Below are 20,929 nucleotides of genomic sequence, written 5' to 3' on the forward strand. Positions count from 1 at the left end.
ATCGGCATCAGTAGTGGTACGGGAACGCCGACCAGTCGGGCGCCCGCTTCTCGAGGAACGAGTCGCGGCCCTCGACCGCCTCGTCGCTGCCGTAGGCGAGACGGGTGGCCTCGCCCGCGAAGATCTGCTGGCCGACGAGCCCGTCGTCGACCGCGTTGAAGGCGTACTTCAGCATGCGGATGGCCGTGGGCGACTTGCCCAGGATGATGCGGGCCCAGGCCAGCGCCTCGACCTCGAGCTCGGCGTGCGGCACGACCTTGTTGACGGCACCCATCTCGTAGGCGCGCTGCGCGCTGTACTCCTCGGCCAGGAAGAACACCTCGCGCGCCAGCTTCTGCCCGATCTGCCGGGCGTAGTAGGCGCTGCCGTACCCGGCGTCGAACGAGCCGACGTCGGCGTCGGTCTGCTTGAATCGGCCGTGCTCGGCCGAGGCGATGGTGAGGTCGCAGACCGCGTGCAGCGAGTGCCCGCCGCCGGCCGCCCAGCCGGGCACGACCGCGATGACGACCTTCGGCATGAAGCGGATGAGCCGCTGCACCTCGAGGATGTGGAGCCGACCGGCCCGAGCGGGGTCGATGCCCGCCGCGGTCTCCTCGTCGGAGTACCTGTAGCCGTCGCGCCCCCGGATGCGCTGGTCGCCACCGCTGCAGAACGCCCACCCGCCGTCGCGCGGGCTCGGACCGTTACCCGTGAGCAGCACGACCCCGACCCGCGGGTTCTGGCGGGCGTCGTCGAGGGCGCTGTAGAGCTCGTCGACCGTCTTCGGCCGGAACGCGTTGCGCACCTCCGGCCGGTCGAAGGCGATGCGCGCCACCCGCCCCTCGGTGTCGAGGTGGTAGGTGATGTCGGTGAAGCCCTCGGAACCCGGGGCGACGACCCACGCGGACGGGTCGAAGATGTCGGAGACGGTGCTCTGGTCGGTCATGGGTCAAGGCTACGCGGGTCGGGCGTGCCTGCTCCGCGGGGGCGGCGATTGTGCAGGATCAACGCGCGGCCCGCGATTGTGCAGAAGGAGAGCGGGGTCGAGGATGGGGAGGTGGACGACACCTCGCAGCTGCCCGACCTCGACGACCTCCTCGAGCGGATGCACGTGGTGGCCATCCCGCTGGACACCCGCTTCCGCGGCCAGACCGTGCGCGAGCTCGCCCTCTTCGACGGCCCCCGCGGCTGGACCGAGTTCTCCCCCTTCCCCGAGTACGGCGACGCCGAGGCGAGCTCCTGGCTGCGCGCGGCCGTCGACTTCGGCTGGCACGAGCTCCCGGCCGCGAGAGAGGGCTGCACGAGCATCCGCGTCAATGCGACCCTGCCCGCGGTGCCCGCCGACGACGTCGAGCGCGTGCTCGCCCGCTACGACGGCTGCCGCACCGTCAAGGTGAAGGTCGCCGAGCGCGGCCAGACGCTCGACGACGACATCGCCCGGGTGCGGCGGGCCCGCGAGCTCCTGGGCGCCGAGGGCCGAGTTCGCATAGACGCGAACGGCGGCTGGAACATCGACGAGGCCGAACACGCCATCCGCAGCCTGGCCGAGTTCGACCTCGAGTACGTCGAGCAGCCCTGCGCCAGCGTCGAGGAGCTGGTCGAGATCCGGGAGCGGGTCGGCGAGTCGCTCGGCATCCCGATCGCGGCCGATGAGAGCGTGCGCAAGGCCGAGGATCCGATCGCCGTGGCCCGAGCGGGCGCCGCCGACCTCATCGTGGTGAAGGCGCAGCCGCTCGGCGGCGTGGCACGGGCCCTCGGCATCGTGGCCGAGGCGGGGCTTCCGGCCGTCGTCTCGTCGGCGCTCGAGAGCTCGGTGGGCATCGCGATGGGCGCGCACCTCGCCGCCGCGCTGCCCGAGCTCGACTACGACTGCGGGCTCGCGACCGTCGACCTCTTCACCGGCGACGTGGTCGCGCCTGGCGAGAGCCTCGTTCCGCGCGGGGGCACGATCCCGGTCGAGCGCCCTCGCGTCGACCCGGCCCTGCTCGAGACGCACCGGGCGACGGATGCCCGCCGGCAGTGGTGGGCCGAACGCGTCACCCGCACCCACGCCCACCTCGCCCGCTGACCTCCCCGCTCGACGCGGGCGCACGGATCCCGTCCACCGGGCCGAGTCGCCGAGGCCGAAGCAGCGCTCCGGCGGCGCTCAGGCAGCGCGCGAACAGCGCTCAAGCGGCGTTCGATCGAACGACCCGACTCACAGCCCCGAGTACGCGTGCAGTCCCTTGAAGAACACGTTGACCACACCGAAGTTGAACAGCACGGCCGAGAAGCCCACGATGGCGAGCCAGGCCGAGCGCGACCCCCGCCAGCCGCGAGTGGCGCGCGCGTGGATGTAGCCGGCGTAGATGGTCCAGATGATGAAGGTCCAGACCTCCTTCGTGTCCCAGCCCCAGTAGCGACCCCAGGCGCGCTCGGCCCAGATGGCGCCCGCGATGAGCGTGAACGTCCAGAACACGAAGCCGACGATGTTGACGCGGTAGGCCAGGCGCTCGAGGGTCTCGGCGTCGGGCAGCGTCTTGAGGAAGCGCAGGCGGAGCACGGTGGCGAGGCGTGACACCGAGTCGCCCTTGGTCTGCAGCAGCTGGATGACCGAGAGCGCGCCGCCGATGGCGAAGAACGCGGTGCCGAGGATGGCGACGAGCACGTGGATGACGAGCCACGCCGACTGGAGCGCCGGCGGCAGCGGAGCGACGCTGACGTAGTAGTTGACCGCGCTGACGCCGAGCAGGATGAGCACGAGACCGGTGACGAAGGTGCCGAGGAAGCGCAGGTCTTCGCGCAGCAGCACGACGAGGAAGACCGCGACGATCAGCAGCGTTCCGGTGATGGAGAACTCGTACATGTTCGCCCACGGCACCCGGGAGGCCGCGATGCCGCGGAGGATGACCCCGGCGAGCTGGACGACGAAGGCGAGGATGGTGAACGAGACGCCGAGCCGCAACGCGATGGAGCGGCGGCCGGCCGCGTCTACCCCGGCCAGGGACACGAGGGACGCGTCGTCTGCCCCCGAGCCGCGAGGCGGACGCCCGACGGGGGAACCGGCGGAGGACGCGCCCACGGACGCCAGCTCGGGCGCGACCGAGGCCGGAACCGATGCCGACCCCGAGGCTTCGACCGCCGACTTCACGGTCGACGAGCGGCGGGCGAGATCGAGCGCGAACGCGATGAACGCGAGCGCGTACACGGCCATGGCCGAGTAGATGAGGATGATCGAGATCTCGTCGAGGGTTTGCGTCACGGGAGAAGCCTAAGCCTTGGAATCGGGGGGCGTACCGGGAGCCGGCGAGCCTGTGGACGGATCGGGAGCTGCGCTGTCGGTGGAGGAGGTTCCGGCGTGCCGATCGGCCAGCTCCGCGACGGCGTCGACGAGGCGCGGATCGTCCCCGCGCGCGAGCCCCGCGTACTCCACGTGCACCGACCCGTCGGCACGCGCGGTGGCCTTGACCCAGACGCGCCGCCGCGGGATGAACAACGAGGTCAGCAGCCCGGCCAGCACCAGGATGGCGAACAGCAGCACCCACCCCTGCGTCGCGTCGTGGTGCACGTCGAACGAGGCGAAGCGCTTGACCCCGTCGAGCGACACCGAGCCGAGTCCGTTCGGCAGTTCGGCGGTCTCGCCGGGCTTCAGCTCGATCGAGTCGACGCCCGTGGCGCCACCCGTGAGCTGGTTCATGCTGTCGGTGTCGAGCGAGTAGACCGAGGCGGGAACGCCGTCGTTCAGCCCGAGATCGCCGTCGTAGACGTTGAGGGTGAGCACCGGGTACTGCAGGTCGGGGAACGACGAGAAGTAGACGCCCGACTGCGCCTCGGACTGGGTCGGGTAGAAGAACCCGATCATGCCCACCTGGTCGGGCAGACCATCCGGAACCTTCACGACCCCGAGCGAGGTCAGGTTCGCGTCCTGCGGCAGGAACGGCACCGAATCGGTGAACACGACGTCGCCCGCCGGGTTGCGCACCGTGATCGTCGGCGCGTAGCCGTTGCCGAGCAGGTAGACGTCGGTGCCGCCGATCTTCAGCGGGTCGTTCACCTTGATGTCCGCGTCGGAGACCGAGCCGTCGGCATCGGTGGTCGTGACGGCGGCCGTGTAGTCGAGCGGCTGGCCGAACGCCTTGAGCGACTGGGTCTCGTAGGTCGCCGAGAAGGAGTCGAGTGTGATCTGGTAGGGCGACAGCGCCGAGTCGCTGAAGAAGCGTCCGGGGTTGAACGAGTCGTAGGCGAGCAGCGTGTTGACGAAGGTCTGGCCCTCGACCACGACGCGCTGGCCCTGGTAGCCGAAGCCGCCGCCGATGCCCACGGCCAGAAGGATGCCGACGAGCGCCGAGTGGAAGACCAGGTTGCCGGTCTCACGCAGGTAGCCGCGCTCGGCCGACACCGAGGCGGTCTCGAGGCCCGTCGCCCGGTCGACGCCGGTGAAGACGATCGTGCGGTAGCGCTGACGCTTGAGCAGCGTGCGCGCCGAATCGACGACCGAAGCGGCCGAAGGCGCAGCGGCAGACGACACGGAAGTCGCGGGCACCTCCCGCGTCGTGAACCCGGCCAGCCGCGACAGCCGCGCCGGTGTGCGCGGCGGCTTGGCCCGCAGCGCGTCGAAGTGGTGCTTCGTGCGCGGGACGATGCAGCCGATCAGCGAGATGAACAGCAGCAGGTAGATCGACGAGAACCACACCGAGGTGTAGACGTCGAAGGCCTGGATCTTGTCGAGCACCGGGGCCAGGTCGGGGTTGTCGACGAAGTACTGGGTGACACCGTTCGGGTCGGCCGCCCGCTGCGGCACGAGTGACCCCGGCACCGCGGCCAGGGCGAGCAGGAGCAGCAGGAAGAGAGCGGTGCGCATGCTGGTGAGCTGCCGCCAGAACCAGCGCAGAGTCCCGACGAAGCCGAGCTTCGGCAGGGTGACGTCGGAGCCCGATGGCGACTGCGGGGAGTCGATGTGATCAGATGGACGGGACAAAACCGGAGATCACCGCCTGCAGCTCGTAGATCCACAGCGACCAGAGCCCGGTCACCATGAGCAGGCCGATGACGACCAGCAGCACGCCGCCCACGATGTTGATCGTGCGGATATGCCGTTTGAGGAATGCGACCGATCCGGTCACCCAGTTCAGCCCGAGGGCGACCAGCAGGAACGGCACGCCGAGCCCGATGCAGTAGAAGAAGCCGAGCAGCAGACCGTTCCAGGCCGAGCCGCTCGTCAGGCTGAGGGCCTGGATGGCGCCGAGCGTCGGGCCGATGCACGGGGTCCAGCCGAGGCCGAAGACGATGCCGAGCACCGGTGCCCCCGCGAGGCCCGTCGCCGGGCGGAACGCCGGCTTCAGGGTGCGCTGCAGGAAGCTGAACTGGCCGATGAAGACGAGCCCGAGCGCGATCACGACGACACCCATGATGCGGGTGATCAGGTCCTGCCAGCGGAACAGCCAGGTGCCGAGGGCGCCGAACGCCGCCGAATAGGCCAGGAAGACGAGGGAGAAGCCGAGCACGAATAGCGAGATGCCGAGGAGCATGCGCCGTCGGGCATCCTTCGCCGCCTTGCGCGCCTCGGCCGCCGAGCGCGTGTCGGTGCCGGCGAGCGACGGGATGCCCGCGATACCGCTGACGTAACCGAGGTAGCCGGGCACCAGGGGCAGCACGCACGGCGACGCGAACGACACCAGCCCGGCGAGAAGGGCGATCGGGATGGCCAGCAGCAGCTGCCCGCTCAGGACGATCTCGGCGAAGGGATTGTTCACGTCAGCCGGCAGCCGGGGTGGGCGACGGGGACGAGGTCGCCCCGGGCTCGGGAAGCACGCCGAGGCTGGTCTTGATCAGGGTGTCGAGAATGGTCGGCTCGCTCACCCGGCCCAGGATGCGCGCCGCCACGCGACCCTCGGTGTCGATCACGAGCGTGGTGGGCACCGCGTTCGGCGCGACCGTGCCGGCGAAGGCGTACTGCAGGGCGCCGTCGGTGTCGACGACGGAGGGATAGGTGACGCCGTAGGTCTCGGCGAAGGAGCGGGCGGTGGCCGCCTGGTCACGCACGTTGACGCCGAGGAACGACGCGCCCGTGCCCTGGTACTCGGCGTTCAACTTCTCGAGGTCGGGCGCCTCGGCGCGGCAGGGCGCGCAGCCCGCGTACCAGAAGTTGAGCACCAGCACCTGGCCGGCGTAGTCGGCCGAGCTGATCGGGTCGCCGTTCTCGTCGGTGCCTGTGAATTCGACGGGGTCCTGGCGGTTGGCCTCCGCGATCTCGGTGACCGTGCCGTCGCCGGCGATGTAGCCCTTATCGCTGCCCTCGCGGTACTGCTCGGCCAGGGGGTCGTTCGAGCATCCGGCCAGCAGCAGGGTGACGAGCGCCAGACCGGCGGCCAAGCCGACGCGAGCGCGAGACCGGGACGGGCGCGGTGTGCCGGTCATACGGCGCCCACATCGGTGGCCTCGGCCTGCAACCCGGCGGCCGGGTCGCTGTAGCCGACCTCGACCAGGCGACCGTCGCGCAGCTCGAAGCTGGTGATGCTCGACAGCGCGCAACGGCGCTTGCGGGGGTCGTGCGGGAGGGATTCGCCCACGATGGAGCGATGCGCCATCCAGATGGGTAGCTGGTGGCTGACCATCACGACGTCGCCCGCCTCGCCGGACGCCTCGGCGGCGGCGTGCGCGTCGGTCATCGCAGCGCGCATCCGCCCTGCTATCGACGTGAAGTGCTCGCCCCAGGCCGGCAGCCACGGGTTCCAGAGGAAGCGCCACATGCGCGGGTCGCGCAGCGCACCGCCCTTGCCCTCCATGCGCCGGCCCTCGAAGGCGTTGGTGGGCTCGATGATGCGGTCTTCGATCGACGGCTCGAGGCCGAGCGCCGCCGCGATGGGGGCTCCGGATTCGCGGGCACGCTGCAGAGGCGAGGTGTACAGAGCGGCCACCGGCCGGTCACGCGCGACGATGTCGGCCGCGGCGGCCGCCGCCATGCGATGACCCAGTTCTGAGAGGCCGAAGCCCGGGATGCGACCGTAGAGCACGCCGTTCGGGTTGAAGACTTCACCGTGGCGGACGAGATGGATCTGGCGGGCGGGCACCCGTCAATTCTACGAGCGCCCCACCCGAGCTTTTGCCGAGAGCGGCAAGCCGAAGCATCGTGAAGGCACGCTACAAGAGCCGTGAAGAACTATGAGATTGTGCTGAACAGTCACAAGAGGTGAAATTGGGGACAGAAAGGCTTACTCATGACCCTCATCACCCTCTCCGCATTCGCTCTCGTCTCCGTCGCCGGCATCGTCGCGACCGTCCGTGCCATCGGCATCGACGGCTACCACCGCGTACCCACCCGCAAGGCCTGAGACCCCAGACCCTGAGCAGCCGGGCGTGCAGTCCCGCCGCTCAGTCCGAGCCCGCCGGCGTGCAGTCCGGCCTGCTCGGTCCCGCGCCGCCGCCGGCCCCCGTGCGCCGCGGCGGCGCGGGTAGACTTTCTTCCCGTGACTGAAACCTCCCGCACCCTCGTCAAGAACCTCTCCGCCCTCGAAGACGGTCCGGTGACCGTGTCGGGCTGGGTCGACACCGTTCGCGACCAGAAGAAGGTGCAGTTCGTCGTGCTGCGCGACGAGTCGGGCGCCGTGCAGCTCGTCAACCCCCGCACCGACGACACGGCCGAGGTCGCCGAGACCATCTCCGGCCTCGCCCAGGGCTCGTTCGTCACCGTCACCGGTGAGCTCAAGCACGACGAGCGCGTGAAGCTCGGCGGCATCGAGGTCAAGCTCGCGAGCCTCGAGGTCGTCACCGCGGCCATCCCCGAGACGCCCATCGCGGCCGACTCCGGCATCGACAAGCGCATGGACTGGCGCTTCCTCGACCTGCGTCGCCCCGAGCAGAACCTCGTCTTCCGCGTGCAGACCACGCTCGAGCACGCCTGGCGCACCTACTGGGTCGAGCACGACTTCATCGAGATCCACACCCCGAAGCTGATGGCGTCGGCGAGCGAGTCGCGCGCCGAGCTGTTCGAGGTCGAGTACTTCGAGACGAAGGCCTACCTCTCGCAGAGCCCGCAGTTCTTCAAGCAGATGGCGCAGCCCGCCGGCTTCGGCAAGGTGTTCGAGGTCGGGCCCGCGTTCCGCGCCGACCCCAGCTTCACCAGCCGCCACGCCACCGAGTTCACCAGCGTCGACGCCGAGATCTCCTGGATCTCCTCGCACGAGGACGTCATGCAGCTGCACGAGGAGCTCATGGTCGCCGGCCTCCGCGCGGTCAAGGAGAAGCACGGCGAGGAGATCAAGGCCCTCTTCGACGTCGACATCGAGGTGCCCACGCAGCCCTTCCCGCGCATCCCGCTCGCCGAGGCGAAGCGCATCGTGGCCGAGCGCGGCTACGTCGTGCCCCGCGACGACGACGACATGGACCCGGAGGGCGAGCGCCAGATCGCGGCCTACGTCAAGGAGACCTACGGCCACGACTTCGTCTTCCTCACCGACTACGCGGCGAGCATCCGGCCGTTCTACCACATGCGCAACGCAGCCGACGAGACGATCACGAACAGCTACGACCTCGTCTACAACGGTGTCGAGATCTCGACGGGCGCCCAGCGCGAGCACCGCGTCGACGTGCTGATCGAGCAGGCGAAGGAGAAGGGGCTCGACCCCGAGGAGCTCGGCTTCTACCTCGACTTCTTCCGCTACGGCGTGCCGCCGCACGGTGGTTTCGGCATGGGTCTGTCGCGGGTGCTGATGCTCATGCTGCACCAGACGAACCTCCGCGAGGTCGTCTACCTCTTCCGCGGCCCGACGCGCCTCACCCCGTAGCCAGTGGCCGGCGGCCGGCGGCCGGCGGGCGTAGCCGCCGCCGAGGTGCGCCGGCGCGGCCGTCGGCGCCCCGGGTTCGCCGCGCGTCAGCGGTCGTACACGTCGCTCCGGTGACCGAGGGTCACCACGGCGACCACGAGAACCTGGTCGTCGACGGTGTAGATGATGCGGTAGTCGCCCACCCGAACCCGCAGCCCCGGCCGGCCCTGAAGAGCTCGGGCGCCCGGGGGCCGCGGGTCCTGACCGAGCAACGCGATGGCTCCGCGCAGGCGGTCACGGTCCTGAAGGTCGACCCGCTTGAGGGCCCGGATCGCCGCCGGACGGAGCTCGATCCGGTAGCTCACACCCAGCCCAGATCGGCCTTGACCTGGGCCCAGGGCACGTTCGCCCCCTCTTCGGCCACCGCCTCGTCGAAGGCGGCGACGTCCTCGGCATCCTCGAGCGCCTCGAGCATGCGGTCGTAGCGTTCGGGGCTCACGAGCACCGCGGCTCGTTCGCCTCGGCGCTCGATGAAGACGGCCTCGGTCTGCGAGCGGGCGATGGCGTCTGACAGGTGGTTGCGGGCATCCGCGACGCTGATGGCGGTCATGCTCGGATTGTACATCTCGAGGGTCGAATTGTACACGGGGGAAGACGTCAGGCCGGCGGCGCCTGGAGGGCGTAGCGGACGTGGGGGACGAGCGGGGAGCCCGGGGGCACGCGGGGGCTGTCGAAGTGCTCGGCCGGGGTCATGCCGAGGCGCCGCATCACCGCCTGCGAGCGCACGTTGATCACCGAGGTCACCGAGCTCACCTCGGGTAGGCCCAGCGTCTCGAAGGCGAAGCGGATGCTCGCCCGCGCCGCCTCGGTCGCATACCCCGCGCCCCAGAACGCCCGCGCCAGCCGCCACCCGACCTCGACGCCGCCGAAGCCGTCGGGCATCGGCGCCAGACCGACGAACCCGGCGAACTCCCCCGTCGCCGTCAGCTCGACGGCCCACAGTCCGTACCCCCGCTCGTCGAAGCCGGCGTCGGCCCGCTCCGCCATCGCGTCGCTCTCGGCCCGGGTCAGCGGCGCGGGGAAGAACTCCATCACCGCCGGGTCGGCGTTCAGCGCCGCGAACGGCTCATGATCGGAGGCCCGCCAGCGCCTCAGCAGCAGCCGGTCGGTGCGGAGCTCGAGCGCCCCGGCGCTCACAGCTCGAAGTCGACGGCCGCCCGCTGCGAGACGAGCGCCTTGATCTGCGGCACGACGGCCTGGTGCTCGGGATGCACCTGGTACGCGTCGAGGTCGGCGAGGGTCTCGAAGTCGGCGACGAGCACCACGTCCCAGTTCGACTCGAAGTACGCCATGTTCGGCCCCACGGTGAGGGACGAGATCGACGGTACGAGCGCAGGCAGAGAGGAGAGCAGCCGCGTGATCTCGGCGGCGGCGAGGGCGGCCGAGGCGGGCTCGGTGGCGGCGACCTTCCACGCGACGACGTGACGGATCATGAGGCGGCCTCCAGAAGGGCGGTGCGGAGGCGGGCCGGCTCGACCCGCCAGATGGTGTGGACGCGACCCCCGATCATCACGACCGGGATCTCCTCGGCGAACTCGTCCATCAGCGCCGGGTTGTCGAGGATCGACAGCTCGGTCACCTCGACCTCGACCGCATCGCCCAGCGACCCGATCACCTCGCGGACGACGGCGCGGGCGTCGTCGCAGAGGTGACACCCGGGCTTAGCGATGAAGGTCAGGGGAACGGCGGCCACGACACCAGCCTAGGAGACGGGGCTCAGAGCACGAAGTCGGGTTTGACCGTCCAGGCGGTCTGCTCCTCGAGCCGGGCGAGCAGCGCCAGCGCCGCGATCTTGGCGTGGTCGTCGCCGAGCGTCGAGTAGACGTCGAGTGCGAGGGGCGGCGGCTCGCCGAACTTGGGGATCTCGACCTCGACCCAGGCTCCGCCCGGCAGCACCACCTTGGGGCGCACGGTGCCGGGGTCGGTGACCACCGCATCCGCCGCCAGCGCCACGATCGCCAGGGCGTCGAGCTTCGTGACCGCGTCACGCACGACGAGGGTGGCGCAGTAGAGGGGCATGGCGCCAGCTTAAGCAAAAAGCGCCAGCCCCGGAGGTCTGACGCTCTGCTCGCGCAGCGGCGAGGCGGAAGCCTCGGCGCTACTTCTTGTTGCGACGCTGGTGGCGAGTCTTGCGAAGCAGCTTGCGGTGCTTCTTCTTCGCCATGCGCTTGCGTCGCTTCTTGATTACAGAACCCACACAGACCTCACACGTTTCGGGGATGACCGCGCAGATACGGCGGCCAGGGGCAGAAAGAGCCTCGGAGAAGTGTAGCAGTCGCCGTCAGGCGGTGTCGGCGATGTGGTTGCGCAGCGCCACGGCGACCGCCGACTCGGGCACCCGGAACGAGCGACCGAAGCGGATGGCCGGCAGCTCACCGGCGTGCACGAGGCGGTAGACCGTCATCTTCGAGACCCGCATCATCTCGGCCACTTCGGCGACGGTGAGGAACTTCACGTCGCCGAGCTCGGGCGAGGAGGTGGTCATGGCTGAACTATAGTGCGACGCGAGCCCGCGCGGATACGCCCAGCGGACTGGCCTAGCCCCTACGACTAGCGGCGGAGCTTGGAGACGAGGTCTTCGGTGACCGACTTGACCGCGTGCGAGGTCTGCGCCGCGCGCCGCCCCACGTTCTGACCGAAGGTCGCCGCCGCCGAACGCACGGCGTCGGAGGCGTTGTCCCAGAGGGCGTCCTCCTCGGCGGTGTCGAAGTCGGCGCTGAGGAACGGGATCAGCCAGTCCTCCACGTCCTCCAACGGCGCGACGTCGATCTTGTAGAAGCGGTGCTGGCCCTCCTCGCGCACAGCGACGAGGCCGGCGTCGCGCAGCACCTTGAGGTGCTTCGACACGGTCGGCTGGCTGAGTTCGAGGTGGCCGACGAGCTCCGAAACGCTGTACTCACCCTCCGAGGTCGCGGATGCGGTGGCCGGCTCGGCGGACACGTAGCGTTCCAGCAGCAGCGACAGCAGCTGACGCCGGGTCGGGTCAGCGATCACGGAGAAGATGTCGGCCATGCGACCAGGGTAGTGGGCAGGCGGCGGATCGGCGCCATACCCGGCCCCGCGCGCGCCGACCCGCCCGGTGACGCGCACCGACCCGCCGGTAGCGCGCGCCGACCCGCCGAGTAGCATTGCTGCGGTGAGCGCCCGCACCCTCCCGGCTCGACCCAATCCGTTCAATCGGAGCGCCACGCTGGCGGGCCGCATCCGCGACGGCATGCGGGAGTTCTCCGAGAACTCGCCCTCGCGCTTCGCGATCCTCATCTTCGCGGCGCTCATCCTGATCTTCACGATCCTGTTCTCGCTGCCCATCGCGGCGACCGACGGCCGCATGACGCCGCTCGCCGACGCCCTCTTCACCGCGGTCTCCGTCATCTGCGTCACGGGCCTGTCCACGGTCGACATGGCCACGCACTGGTCGGCCTTCGGCCACACCATCGTCTACATCGGCGTGCAGATCGGGGCTCTCGGGGTGCTGACCCTGGCGAGCATCCTGGGCCTGGCCATCTCGCGCAAGCTCGGCCTGCGCGCCCGCCTGATCGCCGCGAGCGACACCAACCCGCTGCGCATGCACCACGGCCCGGTCGCCGAGGGGCAGGCGGTGCGGCTCGGCGAGATCGGCTCCCTGCTGTCGACGGTCGCCATCAGCGCCCTCGTCATCGAGGCGGTGATCGCCGCTCTGCTCTTCCCGCGGATGCTCATCGACGGCATCCCCGTCGGCGAGGCCGTCTGGCACAGCTTCTACTACTCGGCCATGGCGTTCACGAACACCGGATTCGCGCCGAACGCCGAGGGTCTCGCCCCCTTCGCCGACGACTACTTCTTCCTCGGCGTGCTGATGCTCGGCGTCGTGCTCGGCGCCATCGGCTTCCCGGTGATCTACACGCTGTCGCGGAGTCTGCGGGCCTGGGGCATCCGCCGCCGCACCGGACGCGTGCACGGCACGGAGACGCGGGTGCGCTGGTCGGTGCACGTGAAGCTCACCATCGTCACGAGCCTGCTGCTGATCGTGGTGGGTGCCGCGCTCTACATCGCGCTCGAGTTCGACAACCCCAAGACCTTCGGGCAGCTCGACGCCGGCGACACCGTCTTCCAGAGCTTCTTCCTGTCGGTGATGACCCGCTCGGGTGGGTTCTCGACCATCTCCATCCCCGACTTGAACGGTTCGAGCCTGCTCGTGACCGACATGCTCATGTTCATCGGCGGCGGCTCGGCCTCCACCGCGGGCGGCATCAAGGTCACGACCCTGGCCGTGCTGTTCCTCGCGGCGTTCGCCGAGGCGCGGGGTGTGCACGACATGGAGTCGTTCGGGCGCCGCATCCCGAGCGACGTGCTGCGCCTCGGTGTGTCCGTGGTGCTGTGGGGGGCCACCACGGTCGCGGTGTCGAGCATCCTGATTCTGCAGATCTCGAAGGCCTCGCTCGACTTCGTGCTGTTCGACGTGATCTCGGCGTTCGCCACCTCGGGCCTGACGACCGGGCTGACCGCCTCGCTGCCCGACGAGGGCGTCTACATCATGGCGGCCACGATGTTCATGGGCCGCGTTGGTACAGTGACACTCGCCGCAGCGCTGGCGGCCAGCCAGCGGCAGCAGCTCTACAAGCGCCCGGAAGAGAGGCCCATCGTTGGTTGATCGCATCAGACACGACGCGCCCGTGCTCGTGATCGGCCTCGGCCGGTTCGGTGCGGCGACCGCCGGCGAGCTCGACCGGCTGGGCCGCGAGGTGCTGGCGATCGACGAAGACGAGCGGCTCGTGCAGAAGTGGTCCGAGCGGGTGACCCACACGGTTCAGGCGGATGCCCGCAACGTCGAGGCCCTGCGTCAGATCGGGGCCCCCGAGTTCCAGATCGCGGTCGTCGCCGTGGGGTCGTCGATCGAGGCCTCGGTGCTGATCACGGCGAACCTCGTCGACCTGCGGGTGCCGCAGATCTGGGCGAAGGCGATCTCGCGCTCGCACGGCAAGATCCTCGAGCGCATCGGCGCCAACCACGTCATCTACCCCGAGGCCGAGGCCGGCGAGCGCGTCGCGCACCTCGTCTCGGGCCGCATGCTCGACTTCATCGAGTTTGACGACGACTTCGCGCTGGTCAAGATGTACCCGCCGAAGCCGATCCGCGGGCTGAACCTCACCGAGTCGGGGGTGCGGTCGAAGTACCACGTGACCGTCGTGGGCGTGAAGAGCCCGGGCAAGCCGTTCACGTATGCGACCGAGTCGACGGTGGTGTCGAACCACGACCTCATCATCGTGTCGGGCAAGAGCTCGGACATCGAGACCTTCGCAGCCCTGGGGAACTAGCCGAAGAGGCCCAGCCCGACGGCGGCGTCGCGGGCGAGCAGGAACCCCACGATGCCGACGATCCACGCGGTCGTCGACGCGGCGTGCGCGCTCAGCCACTCGCTCAGCCGCCGCAGCACCGGCTCGACGGCCCGGGCGGCCACCGTGCGCACGACGAGCAGCACGAGCGCCGGTGCGATCATCACCACGCAGTAGCCCGCGACGAGCAGCGCCGACGCCGGCCAGTCGACTCCGGATGCACTGACCAGCCCGATCCCGGCGAGGTACGGCAGCATCGATCCCACCTCGATCAGCGCGGCGGCGAGGGCGAGCAGCACGAGTCCCCCGCTGCGTCCTTCGCCCATCGCCTGCTCACGCCACCGGGACAGACGACCGGGCCCCTTCGACGCCGCCGCGGCCCGGCGCTTCGGCGAGTCGATCCAGAAGCTGCCCCCGAGCAGGGCGAGTCCGAGCACCAGCTCGGCGATCCGCACCGGCCGCAGCTCGAGCAGGGCCTCCGGGTCGGCTCCGCCGAGGGCGTCCTGCAGCCAGGACGCCCCGGCGAGCAGCAGCAGCCCCACCCCGAGGTAGAACACCGCCACCGTGCCGAGGAACACGATCACGCGCAGCGGGCGCACCCGCCCCGGGGCGAGCATCAGCCAGAGCGGGATGACGAGCGTGCCGAAGCTGGTGCTGTCGATCAGGGCGAGCACCGCGAGGGTGCCGAGAAGGACGGGGGTCATGACTCCACGGTCGCCGAGCGGTGTCCGGCGGGCATCCGTCGAAGGAGGTGTCTTCGCAGCATGCCTCCATCCTTCGGAGGATGTCCCGGCCCGCGGGCGTGTGATGGGATGACGGGATGAGCGAGCGCACCGACCGACGGCCCGGCTCACCTCTCGCGGCCCTGCGGCGTGCCGACGCCCGGGTGCGCGCGAACCCGCGACTGGAGGACGCCCTCACCGCGGCCGTCGTGTTCCTGCTCGGCACCGCGCTGATCGCGCTCGGCGTCACCGGCACCTGGTCGGACGCCCCCACGCTCGTCGAGACCCCGTGGGCGCACCTCGGGCCGCTCGCCGTCGCGTGCGCGGCCATGCTGGCGAAGCGGCGGCATCCGCTCACCATGCTGCTCGTCGGGGTGGCGGCGACGGTGGCCGACGGGATGCTCGGCGGCAGCATCGGCGTCGTGCTCGCCCTGTTCGACCTGCTCTTCGCGGCCTGGCTGTTCACCACCCCGGCCGGGCGGCGGCTGATCACCCGCACGGTGGTCGTGGTGCTGGTCGGCATCACGGTCGCCTCGGTACTCTCGGGGGCACCGCCACGGGTGACGGTGCTGCTCGTGCTGCAGGCGGTGGCGCTCGTGGTGCTGCCGCTCTGGTGGGCGGCGAACGTGCAGCAGAAGAGCGAACTGGCGGAGCTCGCCGAGGAGCGCGCGCGGCTCGAGACCGAGCGGGCCGATGCGCTCGCCCGGGAGGCTGAGGCCCTGCGCCTCGTCGCCGACGGCGAGCGCACCGAGGCCGTGCGGGGCGAACGCGCCCGGATGGCCCGGGACCTGCACGACACCATCGCGGGTCAGGTCTCGGTGATCGCCATCCAGGCCGAGGCGAGCCTCGCCCGGGAGCCCGATCCGGCCCGCGACCGGCAGGCGCTCGCGGTGGTGCGGGAGTCTGCCCTGGAGTCGCTGCAGGAGATGCGGCAGCTGATCGGGCTGCTGCGGGGTGCCGAGGCCGATCCGTGGGCGACCGCGCCGGGGCTCGAGGGGCTGGGGGCGGTGGTCGAGCGGGCACGGCGGGCGGGGGTGGACGTGTCTCTCGCCGGCGGGTTCGATGGCGGGGTCGACTTCGCGCGCGTCGGGGCGCCGTCGGCCGCGGAGCAGGCCGCGGTGCGGATCGTGCAGGAGGCGCTGGTGAACGCGGGGAAGCATGCTCCGGGGTGTGCGGCGACGGTGGCGGTGCGGCAGGCGGAGGGGCCGCCGCGGCTGGTCGTGGAGGTGCGAAGCGCGCTTGGCCGCTCCTCAAGCCGCTCCTCTACCGACCCTGCGTCGGCGGAATCGCTGCACACGGCGCACTCGGGCGGCATCGGCGTCGAGGTGATGCGCGAGCGGGCGAGGGCGCTGGGCGGCTTCGCGGTGATCGGCCGGCACGACGAGGAGTGGGTCGTGCACGCCGAGCTGCCGACCACGCGGTTGCGGGGCGGGGCGTGACGGGCCCTGCGGTGCCGCCGGGGGGTCGGGTGCCACCGGGCGAGCGGGTGCCGACGGGCGAGCGGATGGGCGCGGGCATCCGGGTGCTGCTCGTCGACGACCACCCGATGATCCGCAGCGGGCTGCGCGCGATGCTCGAGACCGACCCGGCGATCTCGGTCGTCGGCGAGGCGGGCGACGGCGACGCGGCGGTCGTCGAGGCCCGGCGCCTGCGCCCCGATGTCGCCCTGGTCGACGTGCGGATGCCCGTCCGCGACGGCATCGACGCCACCCGCCGCATCACCGCGGAGGGCCTGGCCGCCGTCGTCGTGCTCACCACCTTCGACCTCGACGAGTACGTGTTCGGGGCGATCCGCGCCGGTGCGGCGGGCTTCCTGCTGAAGTCGACGGACGCCCGCACCCTCCTCGAGGCCGTGCACCGCGTCGCGGCGGGCGAGGGCATGCTGTCGCCCGCGGTGACGCGACGGGTGCTCGAGGCGGTGGCGAGCAGGGCGCCGGCGCCGGATGCTCCCCCAGCCGTCACGGCGGCCCGAGCATCCGCCTCACCGGCCTTCGACGAGCTGACACCGCGCGAGCGCGACGTGCTCGCCTGTCTCGCCGAGGGGCTCGGCAATCAAGCCATCGCCGACCGCCTGGTCATCACCGAGACGACGGCGAAGTCGCACGTGAGCCGGGTGCTGATGAAGCTCGGATGCTCGTCCCGGCTGCAGGCCGCCGTCGTCGCCCGCGACGCCGGCTTCGCGGGCTGACGAGGCCGACCCCGCGGCTCAGCCGGCGGCGAGCTCGCGGGCCCGGGCGAGGGCGGCGTCGGTGGCGCGGCCGAAGAGCTCAGGCAGGCCCGCCTCCTGCAGCACAGCGACGGCGCGTTCGGTGGTGCCCTTGGGGCTCGTCACCTGGATGCGCAGCTCCGTCGGCGTCTTCCCCGACGCCACGAGGAGTTCGGCGGCGCCCGCGAAGGTACCGTTCACGAGCTCGGCGGCCTGGGCATCCGTGAACCCCTTCTGCACAGCCGCCTCGGTCAGCGATTCGATCAACAGATAGACGTACGCAGGCCCCGACCCCGAGATCGTGCTGAGAGCATCGAGCTGGCTCTCCGGAACCTCGACCACCGTTCCCACGGTCTCGAACAGACGGCGCACCAGCGCGAGGTCGTCGTCGCTCGAGCGGGTTCCGGCCGAGATGCCGGTGACGGCACGCCCCACCACCGCGGGCGTGTTCGGCATCGACCGCACCACAGACACCGACGAAGGGAGGTGCTCCTCGAATGTCGCCACGGTCACGCCGGCCGCCACGCTCACGACCACGGCGCCGGGCTCCAGCGCATCCGCGATCTCGTCGAGCAGGTCGACCACCATCGAGGGCTTCACCGCCACCAGCACCACTCGGGCGCCCGCCACGGCCCGGCGATTCGCCTCGGGGTCGCCGTCGGTCGCCGACGCCGTCACGCCCGGGGTGCCGTCGAGCTCGGCGGCCCTGGCGGCGCTGCGATTCGTCACGCGGATGGGGCCGTCGACCTCGACCGTGGGAGCGAGCAGGCCGCTCAGGATGGCGCGGCCCATCGCTCCGGCGCCGAGCAGGGCGATCGTCGGCAGGGCGAGCGCGGGTGCAGGCGCTGTTCCATCGGCGGGCTGGGCGTCGGTCGGCTGGGCGGTGGTCTCTGCGGCGGTCATCCCGCCATCCTAGGATTGGCATCACCCCACCGCAGGAAGAAGGTCTCACGTGAGCGCATCGGGCGGAACCAGGGCGATCATCGCGGCCCTGCTGGCCAACGTCGGAATCGCCGTCGCCAAGTTCGTCGCGTTCCTCATCTCGGGCTCGTCGTCGATGCTCGCCGAGAGCGTGCACTCGCTGGCCGATTCGGGCAATCAGCTCCTGCTGCTGCTCGGCGGGCGCAAGGCGAAGAAGGCGGCCGACCGCGAGCACCCGTTCGGCTACGGCCGCGAGCGCTACGTCTACGCGTTCGTCGTGTCGATCATCCTGTTCTCGGTCGGTGGCGTCTTCGCCATCTACGAGGGCATCGAGAAGATCTCGCACCCCGAGGAGATCTCGAACCCGATCGTGCCGATCGCCGTGCTCGTCATCGCGATCGCCCTCGAGAGCTTCTCGCTGCGCACCGCGATCAAGGAGAGCAACCACACCCGCGGAAAGCAGAGCTGGGTGCAGTTCGTGCGCCGCGCGAAGGCCCCCGAGCTGCCGGTGGTGCTGCTGGAGGACACGGCGGCCCTAACCGGCCTGGCCTTCGCCCTGGTGGGCGTCGGCCTCTCGGTCGTCACCGGCGACGGGGTGTGGGACGGCATCGGCACCCTCTTCATCGGCGCCCTGCTCGTGGCGGTCGCGATCATCCTGGGCATGGAGACGAAGAGCCTCCTCGTCGGCGAGGGCGCGACCGAGGCCGACCACGACAAGATCGTCCAGGCGATCGAGTCGACGCCCAAGGTCGACCGCCTCATCCACATCAAGACGCTCTACCTCGGGCCCGACGAGCTGCTCGTCGGGGCGAAGATCGCGCTGGCGCCCGACTCCGAGCTGCGCGACGTGGCCGAGACGATCGACGAGGTCGAAGGACGCATCCGTGAGGTCGTGCCGATCGCCCGGGTCATCTACCTCGAGCCCGACGTCTACGTGCCACCGATCGACGTCGAGCTCAACACCTCGGCGATCATCATCAAGAGCGCCGATTGACGAGCGAACGGATGCCCGGGCCGACTCCTGAGCCCGACCGCCGGGCGGCGGTCGTGCAGCACCAGCCCTCGGTGCACCTCGGCAACTTCGCCCCCGTGCTGGCGCAGCACGGCTACGCCGTCGAGCTCGTCGATGCGTCGGCGTCCCCCGAGGAGTTCGCGGCCGGTCTCGAACGCGCCCGCAGTGCCGACCTGGTGATCGTGCTGGGCTCGACCGACGGCGTCTACGACCGCGACCGCCTCGGCTACATCGACCCGGAGCTCGACTTCCTGCGGGCCCGCCTCGACGAGGAGCGGCCCGTGCTCGGGGTCTGCTTCGGCGCGCAGGCGCTGGCGGCCGCGCTGGGGTCGTCCGTGCATCCGGGCCCCACCGTCGAGGTCGGCTACCGGGTCGTCGAACCGACCGCGGCCGGAGCGCTCTCGCCGGTTCGGCACGTCGCGGGCGTGCCGATGGCCGAATGGCACGGCGACACCTTCGACCTGCCCGAGGGCGTCACGCTGCTGGCGTCGTCGGCCGCATACCCCAACGAGGCCTTCGGCATCGGCGAGTGGATGCTCGCGGTGCAGTTCCACCCCGAGCTCACCGCCGACATGCACGAGCAGTGGCTCACGGGCGACGAGCCCTACGTCACGGCGGCCGGCTACTCCCCCGACGCGCTCCGCGCCGACCGCGAGCGGCACTCGGCCGCGATGCAGACGGCCTCGTCCCGCCTCCTCGCCGACTACCTCACCCGCCTCGCGGCACTCTGACCGCGCCCTCGCCCGCGCCCGGGTCGCGCAAAAGCCCCGTGCCCCCGCCGCGAAGGTGCGTTTGCGCGACCCGGATGCGGGTGCAGGTCAGGGGGTGCGGAAGAAGGTGGTGAGCAGCGCGGCGCAGGCGGCGGCTCCCACGCCGGCGACCACCTCGACGCGGTGGTTGAGGCGGCGGTCGCGCAGCACGTCGTAGACGGAGCCCGCGGCACCCGCCTTCTCGTCCCAGGCGCCGAACACCACGCGCGGCACTCGCGCCGACAGGATCGCGCCCGCGCACATGACGCACGGCTCGAGCGTGACGACGAGGGTCGCCCCGGTCAGGTGCCAGTCGCCGATCGTCTCGGCCGCCTGGCGGAGGGCCAGCACCTCGGCATGGGCGGTGGGGTCGTGGCGTGCTTCGCGCTCGTTGCGTCCGACGCCTATCACGACACCCGTCGCGTCGCGCACGATCGCGCCGACCGGGACATCGCCGGTGTCGAGCGCGGCCCTGGCCTCGACGAGGGCGGCGCGCATCCACTCGTCGAGCACACTCGCGGGCGGCAGCGGCGGGGCGGCGTTCTCGGGCACGGTGGCGCCGTCCTCTCCAGTAGATTGGCCTCATGCGAGTTCACGTTGCCGATCACCCGCTCATCACCCACAAGCTCACCGTGCTGCGCGACCGCACGACGCCCTCGCCGACCTTCCGCGCGCTCACCGAGGAGCTTGTGACCCTCCTAGCCTACGAGGCGACGCGCAACGTGAACGTGGAGCCGATCACCATCCAGACCCCCGTCGCCGAGACGCAGGGTCTGGCGCTGAGCGAGCCGCGTCCGCTCGTGGTGCCCATCCTCCGCGCCGGGCTCGGCATGCTCGAGGGCATGGTGAAGCTGGTGCCGTCGGCCGAGGTCGGCTTCCTCGGCATGGTGCGCAACGAGGAGACCCTCGAGCCCACCACCTACGCGGAGCGCCTGCCCGACGACCTGTCCGACCGTCAGTGCTTCGTGCTCGACCCGATGCTCGCCACGGGTGGCTCGCTCTCGGCGGCGATCGAGTTCCTCTTCGACCGCGGAGCGCAGGACGTCACCGCGATCTGCCTCCTCGGCGCCCCCGAGGGTGTCGCCGCCCTCGAGAAGGCCACCGAGGGCCGCGACGTCACCCTCGTGCTCGGCGCCCTCGACGAGCGTCTGAACGAGAAGGGCTACATCGTCCCGGGCCTCGGCGACGCGGGCGACCGCCTCTACGGCCTGGTCTGACCCACACCCC

General features: G+C 70.9%; 27 protein-coding genes. 9 read left to right on the top strand and 18 right to left on the bottom strand.

All coding sequences use genetic code 11. The annotated features are described in order from the left end of the window. Positions 1-7: 7 nt before the first annotated feature. Positions 8-925 (bottom strand): 1,4-dihydroxy-2-naphthoyl-CoA synthase, encoded by a 918-nt coding sequence (locus NVV95_RS13615; RefSeq protein ID WP_259487099.1) that lies wholly within the window; start codon positions 923-925, stop codon positions 8-10. 111 nt (positions 926-1,036) lie between these two features. On the opposite strand from NVV95_RS13615, the gene NVV95_RS13620 reads away from it, so the two are divergent. Next, positions 1,037-2,047, top strand: a complete 1,011-nt coding sequence (locus tag NVV95_RS13620) for an o-succinylbenzoate synthase (RefSeq protein ID WP_259487100.1) — start codon at positions 1,037-1,039, stop codon at positions 2,045-2,047. A 129-nt stretch (positions 2,048-2,176) separates the two neighbouring features. On the opposite strand, the gene ccsB is transcribed toward NVV95_RS13620, so the two are convergent. The 5 genes from ccsB to NVV95_RS13645 are packed head-to-tail and all read right to left on the bottom strand — an operon-like array spanning position 2,177 to position 7,028. Next, the gene (gene ccsB / locus NVV95_RS13625) at positions 2,177-3,220 is read right to left on the bottom strand and encodes a c-type cytochrome biogenesis protein CcsB (RefSeq protein ID WP_259487101.1); all 1,044 of its coding nucleotides are present in this window, start codon (positions 3,218-3,220) and stop codon (positions 2,177-2,179) included. 9 nt (positions 3,221-3,229) lie between these two features. Next, positions 3,230-4,936, bottom strand: a complete 1,707-nt coding sequence (gene resB / locus NVV95_RS13630; RefSeq protein WP_259487102.1) for a cytochrome c biogenesis protein ResB — start codon at positions 4,934-4,936, stop codon at positions 3,230-3,232. Further along, positions 4,920-5,711 carry a cytochrome c biogenesis CcdA family protein gene (locus NVV95_RS13635; protein ID WP_259487103.1) on the bottom strand — a complete coding sequence of 264 codons (792 nt, stop codon included), beginning with the start codon at positions 5,709-5,711 and terminating at the stop codon, positions 4,920-4,922. Before NVV95_RS13635 ends, resB begins: the two co-directional genes overlap by 17 nt. Position 5,712: 1 nt before the next feature. Then, the gene (locus NVV95_RS13640) at positions 5,713-6,375 is read right to left on the bottom strand and encodes a TlpA family protein disulfide reductase (protein WP_375163833.1); all 663 of its coding nucleotides are present in this window, start codon (positions 6,373-6,375) and stop codon (positions 5,713-5,715) included. After that, positions 6,372-7,028: a histidine phosphatase family protein gene (locus NVV95_RS13645; RefSeq protein WP_259487105.1), complete on the bottom strand. Its 657-nt coding sequence runs from the start codon at positions 7,026-7,028 to the stop codon at positions 6,372-6,374. The genes NVV95_RS13640 and NVV95_RS13645 overlap by 4 nt, the downstream gene beginning before the upstream one ends. A gap of 396 nt (positions 7,029-7,424) precedes the next feature. Here NVV95_RS13645 and aspS point away from each other — a divergent pair, with 396 nt between their 5' ends. Then, positions 7,425-8,741: an aspartate--tRNA(Asn) ligase gene (gene aspS / locus NVV95_RS13650; protein ID WP_259487106.1), complete on the top strand. Its 1,317-nt coding sequence runs from the start codon at positions 7,425-7,427 to the stop codon at positions 8,739-8,741. 86 nt (positions 8,742-8,827) lie between these two features. On the opposite strand, the gene NVV95_RS13655 is transcribed toward aspS, so the two are convergent. The 9 genes from NVV95_RS13655 to NVV95_RS13695 all read right to left on the bottom strand — a co-directional run bounded on the left by NVV95_RS13655 (position 8,828) and on the right by NVV95_RS13695 (position 11,792). Continuing rightward, complete coding sequence (locus NVV95_RS13655; protein ID WP_259487107.1) at positions 8,828-9,085, bottom strand: type II toxin-antitoxin system RelE family toxin; 258 nt, start codon at positions 9,083-9,085, stop codon at positions 8,828-8,830. Beyond that, entirely contained in the window at positions 9,082-9,330 is a 249-nt protein-coding gene (locus NVV95_RS13660; RefSeq protein WP_259487108.1) for a type II toxin-antitoxin system Phd/YefM family antitoxin, read from the bottom strand. Before NVV95_RS13660 ends, NVV95_RS13655 begins: the two co-directional genes overlap by 4 nt. Before the next feature lie 47 nt (positions 9,331-9,377). After that, on the bottom strand, positions 9,378-9,917 hold the full coding sequence (locus NVV95_RS13665) for a GNAT family N-acetyltransferase (RefSeq protein ID WP_259487109.1): 540 nt from the start codon (positions 9,915-9,917) through the stop codon (positions 9,378-9,380). Next, positions 9,914-10,213, bottom strand: a complete 300-nt coding sequence (locus NVV95_RS13670) for a Dabb family protein (protein ID WP_259487110.1) — start codon at positions 10,211-10,213, stop codon at positions 9,914-9,916. The genes NVV95_RS13665 and NVV95_RS13670 overlap by 4 nt, the downstream gene beginning before the upstream one ends. Continuing rightward, positions 10,210-10,473, bottom strand: a complete 264-nt coding sequence (locus tag NVV95_RS13675; protein ID WP_259487111.1) for a glutaredoxin family protein — start codon at positions 10,471-10,473, stop codon at positions 10,210-10,212. Before NVV95_RS13675 ends, NVV95_RS13670 begins: the two co-directional genes overlap by 4 nt. Positions 10,474-10,496: 23 nt before the next feature. Continuing rightward, complete coding sequence (locus tag NVV95_RS13680) at positions 10,497-10,799, bottom strand: hypothetical protein (RefSeq protein ID WP_259487112.1); 303 nt, start codon at positions 10,797-10,799, stop codon at positions 10,497-10,499. Positions 10,800-10,878: 79 nt separating this feature from the next. Then, entirely contained in the window at positions 10,879-10,977 is a 99-nt protein-coding gene (locus tag NVV95_RS13685; RefSeq protein ID WP_003792170.1) for a 30S ribosomal protein bS22, read from the bottom strand. Positions 10,978-11,061: 84 nt separating this feature from the next. Continuing rightward, positions 11,062-11,265: a helix-turn-helix domain-containing protein gene (locus tag NVV95_RS13690; RefSeq protein WP_259487113.1), complete on the bottom strand. Its 204-nt coding sequence runs from the start codon at positions 11,263-11,265 to the stop codon at positions 11,062-11,064. A gap of 65 nt (positions 11,266-11,330) precedes the next feature. Beyond that, the gene (locus NVV95_RS13695) at positions 11,331-11,792 is read right to left on the bottom strand and encodes an ArsR/SmtB family transcription factor (protein ID WP_259487114.1); all 462 of its coding nucleotides are present in this window, start codon (positions 11,790-11,792) and stop codon (positions 11,331-11,333) included. 202 nt (positions 11,793-11,994) lie between these two features. On the opposite strand from NVV95_RS13695, the gene NVV95_RS13700 reads away from it, so the two are divergent. Further along, a complete protein-coding gene (locus NVV95_RS13700; RefSeq protein ID WP_259487267.1) occupies positions 11,995-13,410 on the top strand; it encodes a TrkH family potassium uptake protein in 1,416 nt (471 codons plus the stop codon). Then, positions 13,403-14,074 (top strand): potassium channel family protein, encoded by a 672-nt coding sequence (locus NVV95_RS13705; protein ID WP_173183103.1) that lies wholly within the window; start codon positions 13,403-13,405, stop codon positions 14,072-14,074. Before NVV95_RS13700 ends, NVV95_RS13705 begins: the two co-directional genes overlap by 8 nt. Here NVV95_RS13705 and NVV95_RS13710 read toward each other — a convergent pair. Next, positions 14,071-14,796 carry a GAP family protein gene (locus tag NVV95_RS13710; protein ID WP_259487115.1) on the bottom strand — a complete coding sequence of 242 codons (726 nt, stop codon included), beginning with the start codon at positions 14,794-14,796 and terminating at the stop codon, positions 14,071-14,073. The two genes, NVV95_RS13705 and NVV95_RS13710, sit on opposite strands and share 4 nt — an antisense overlap. A 116-nt stretch (positions 14,797-14,912) precedes the next feature. Here NVV95_RS13710 and NVV95_RS13715 point away from each other — a divergent pair, with 116 nt between their 5' ends. Both NVV95_RS13715 and NVV95_RS13720 read left to right on the top strand, forming a co-directional pair. Further along, positions 14,913-16,253 (top strand): sensor histidine kinase, encoded by a 1,341-nt coding sequence (locus tag NVV95_RS13715; RefSeq protein WP_259487116.1) that lies wholly within the window; start codon positions 14,913-14,915, stop codon positions 16,251-16,253. Continuing rightward, a complete protein-coding gene (locus tag NVV95_RS13720) occupies positions 16,250-17,002 on the top strand; it encodes a response regulator (protein ID WP_445727693.1) in 753 nt (250 codons plus the stop codon). Before NVV95_RS13715 ends, NVV95_RS13720 begins: the two co-directional genes overlap by 4 nt. 18 nt (positions 17,003-17,020) lie before the next feature. Here the strand turns inward: NVV95_RS13720 and proC are convergent, their stop codons facing one another. Next, positions 17,021-17,923 carry a pyrroline-5-carboxylate reductase gene (proC, locus tag NVV95_RS13725; RefSeq protein WP_259487117.1) on the bottom strand — a complete coding sequence of 301 codons (903 nt, stop codon included), beginning with the start codon at positions 17,921-17,923 and terminating at the stop codon, positions 17,021-17,023. A gap of 49 nt (positions 17,924-17,972) precedes the next feature. Between proC and NVV95_RS13730 the strand changes: the two genes are divergently transcribed. Together NVV95_RS13730 and NVV95_RS13735 are read left to right on the top strand one after the other, a co-directional pair. Further along, the gene (locus tag NVV95_RS13730; protein ID WP_259487118.1) at positions 17,973-18,935 is read left to right on the top strand and encodes a cation diffusion facilitator family transporter; all 963 of its coding nucleotides are present in this window, start codon (positions 17,973-17,975) and stop codon (positions 18,933-18,935) included. Between the two features lie 11 nt (positions 18,936-18,946). Continuing rightward, a complete protein-coding gene (locus NVV95_RS13735; protein ID WP_259487119.1) occupies positions 18,947-19,684 on the top strand; it encodes a glutamine amidotransferase-related protein in 738 nt (245 codons plus the stop codon). Positions 19,685-19,771: 87 nt separating this feature from the next. Here the strand turns inward: NVV95_RS13735 and tadA are convergent, their stop codons facing one another. Beyond that, entirely contained in the window at positions 19,772-20,200 is a 429-nt protein-coding gene (tadA, locus tag NVV95_RS13740) for a tRNA adenosine(34) deaminase TadA (RefSeq protein ID WP_259487269.1), read from the bottom strand. 86 nt (positions 20,201-20,286) lie between these two features. On the opposite strand from tadA, the gene upp reads away from it, so the two are divergent. Then, positions 20,287-20,919, top strand: coding sequence for a uracil phosphoribosyltransferase (gene upp, locus NVV95_RS13745; protein WP_259487120.1), 633 nt, complete (start codon positions 20,287-20,289; stop codon positions 20,917-20,919). Positions 20,920-20,929: the final 10 nt, after the last annotated feature.

Source organism: Herbiconiux gentiana (genome assembly GCF_024978135.1).
GTDB lineage: Bacteria > Actinomycetota > Actinomycetes > Actinomycetales > Microbacteriaceae > Herbiconiux > Herbiconiux gentiana.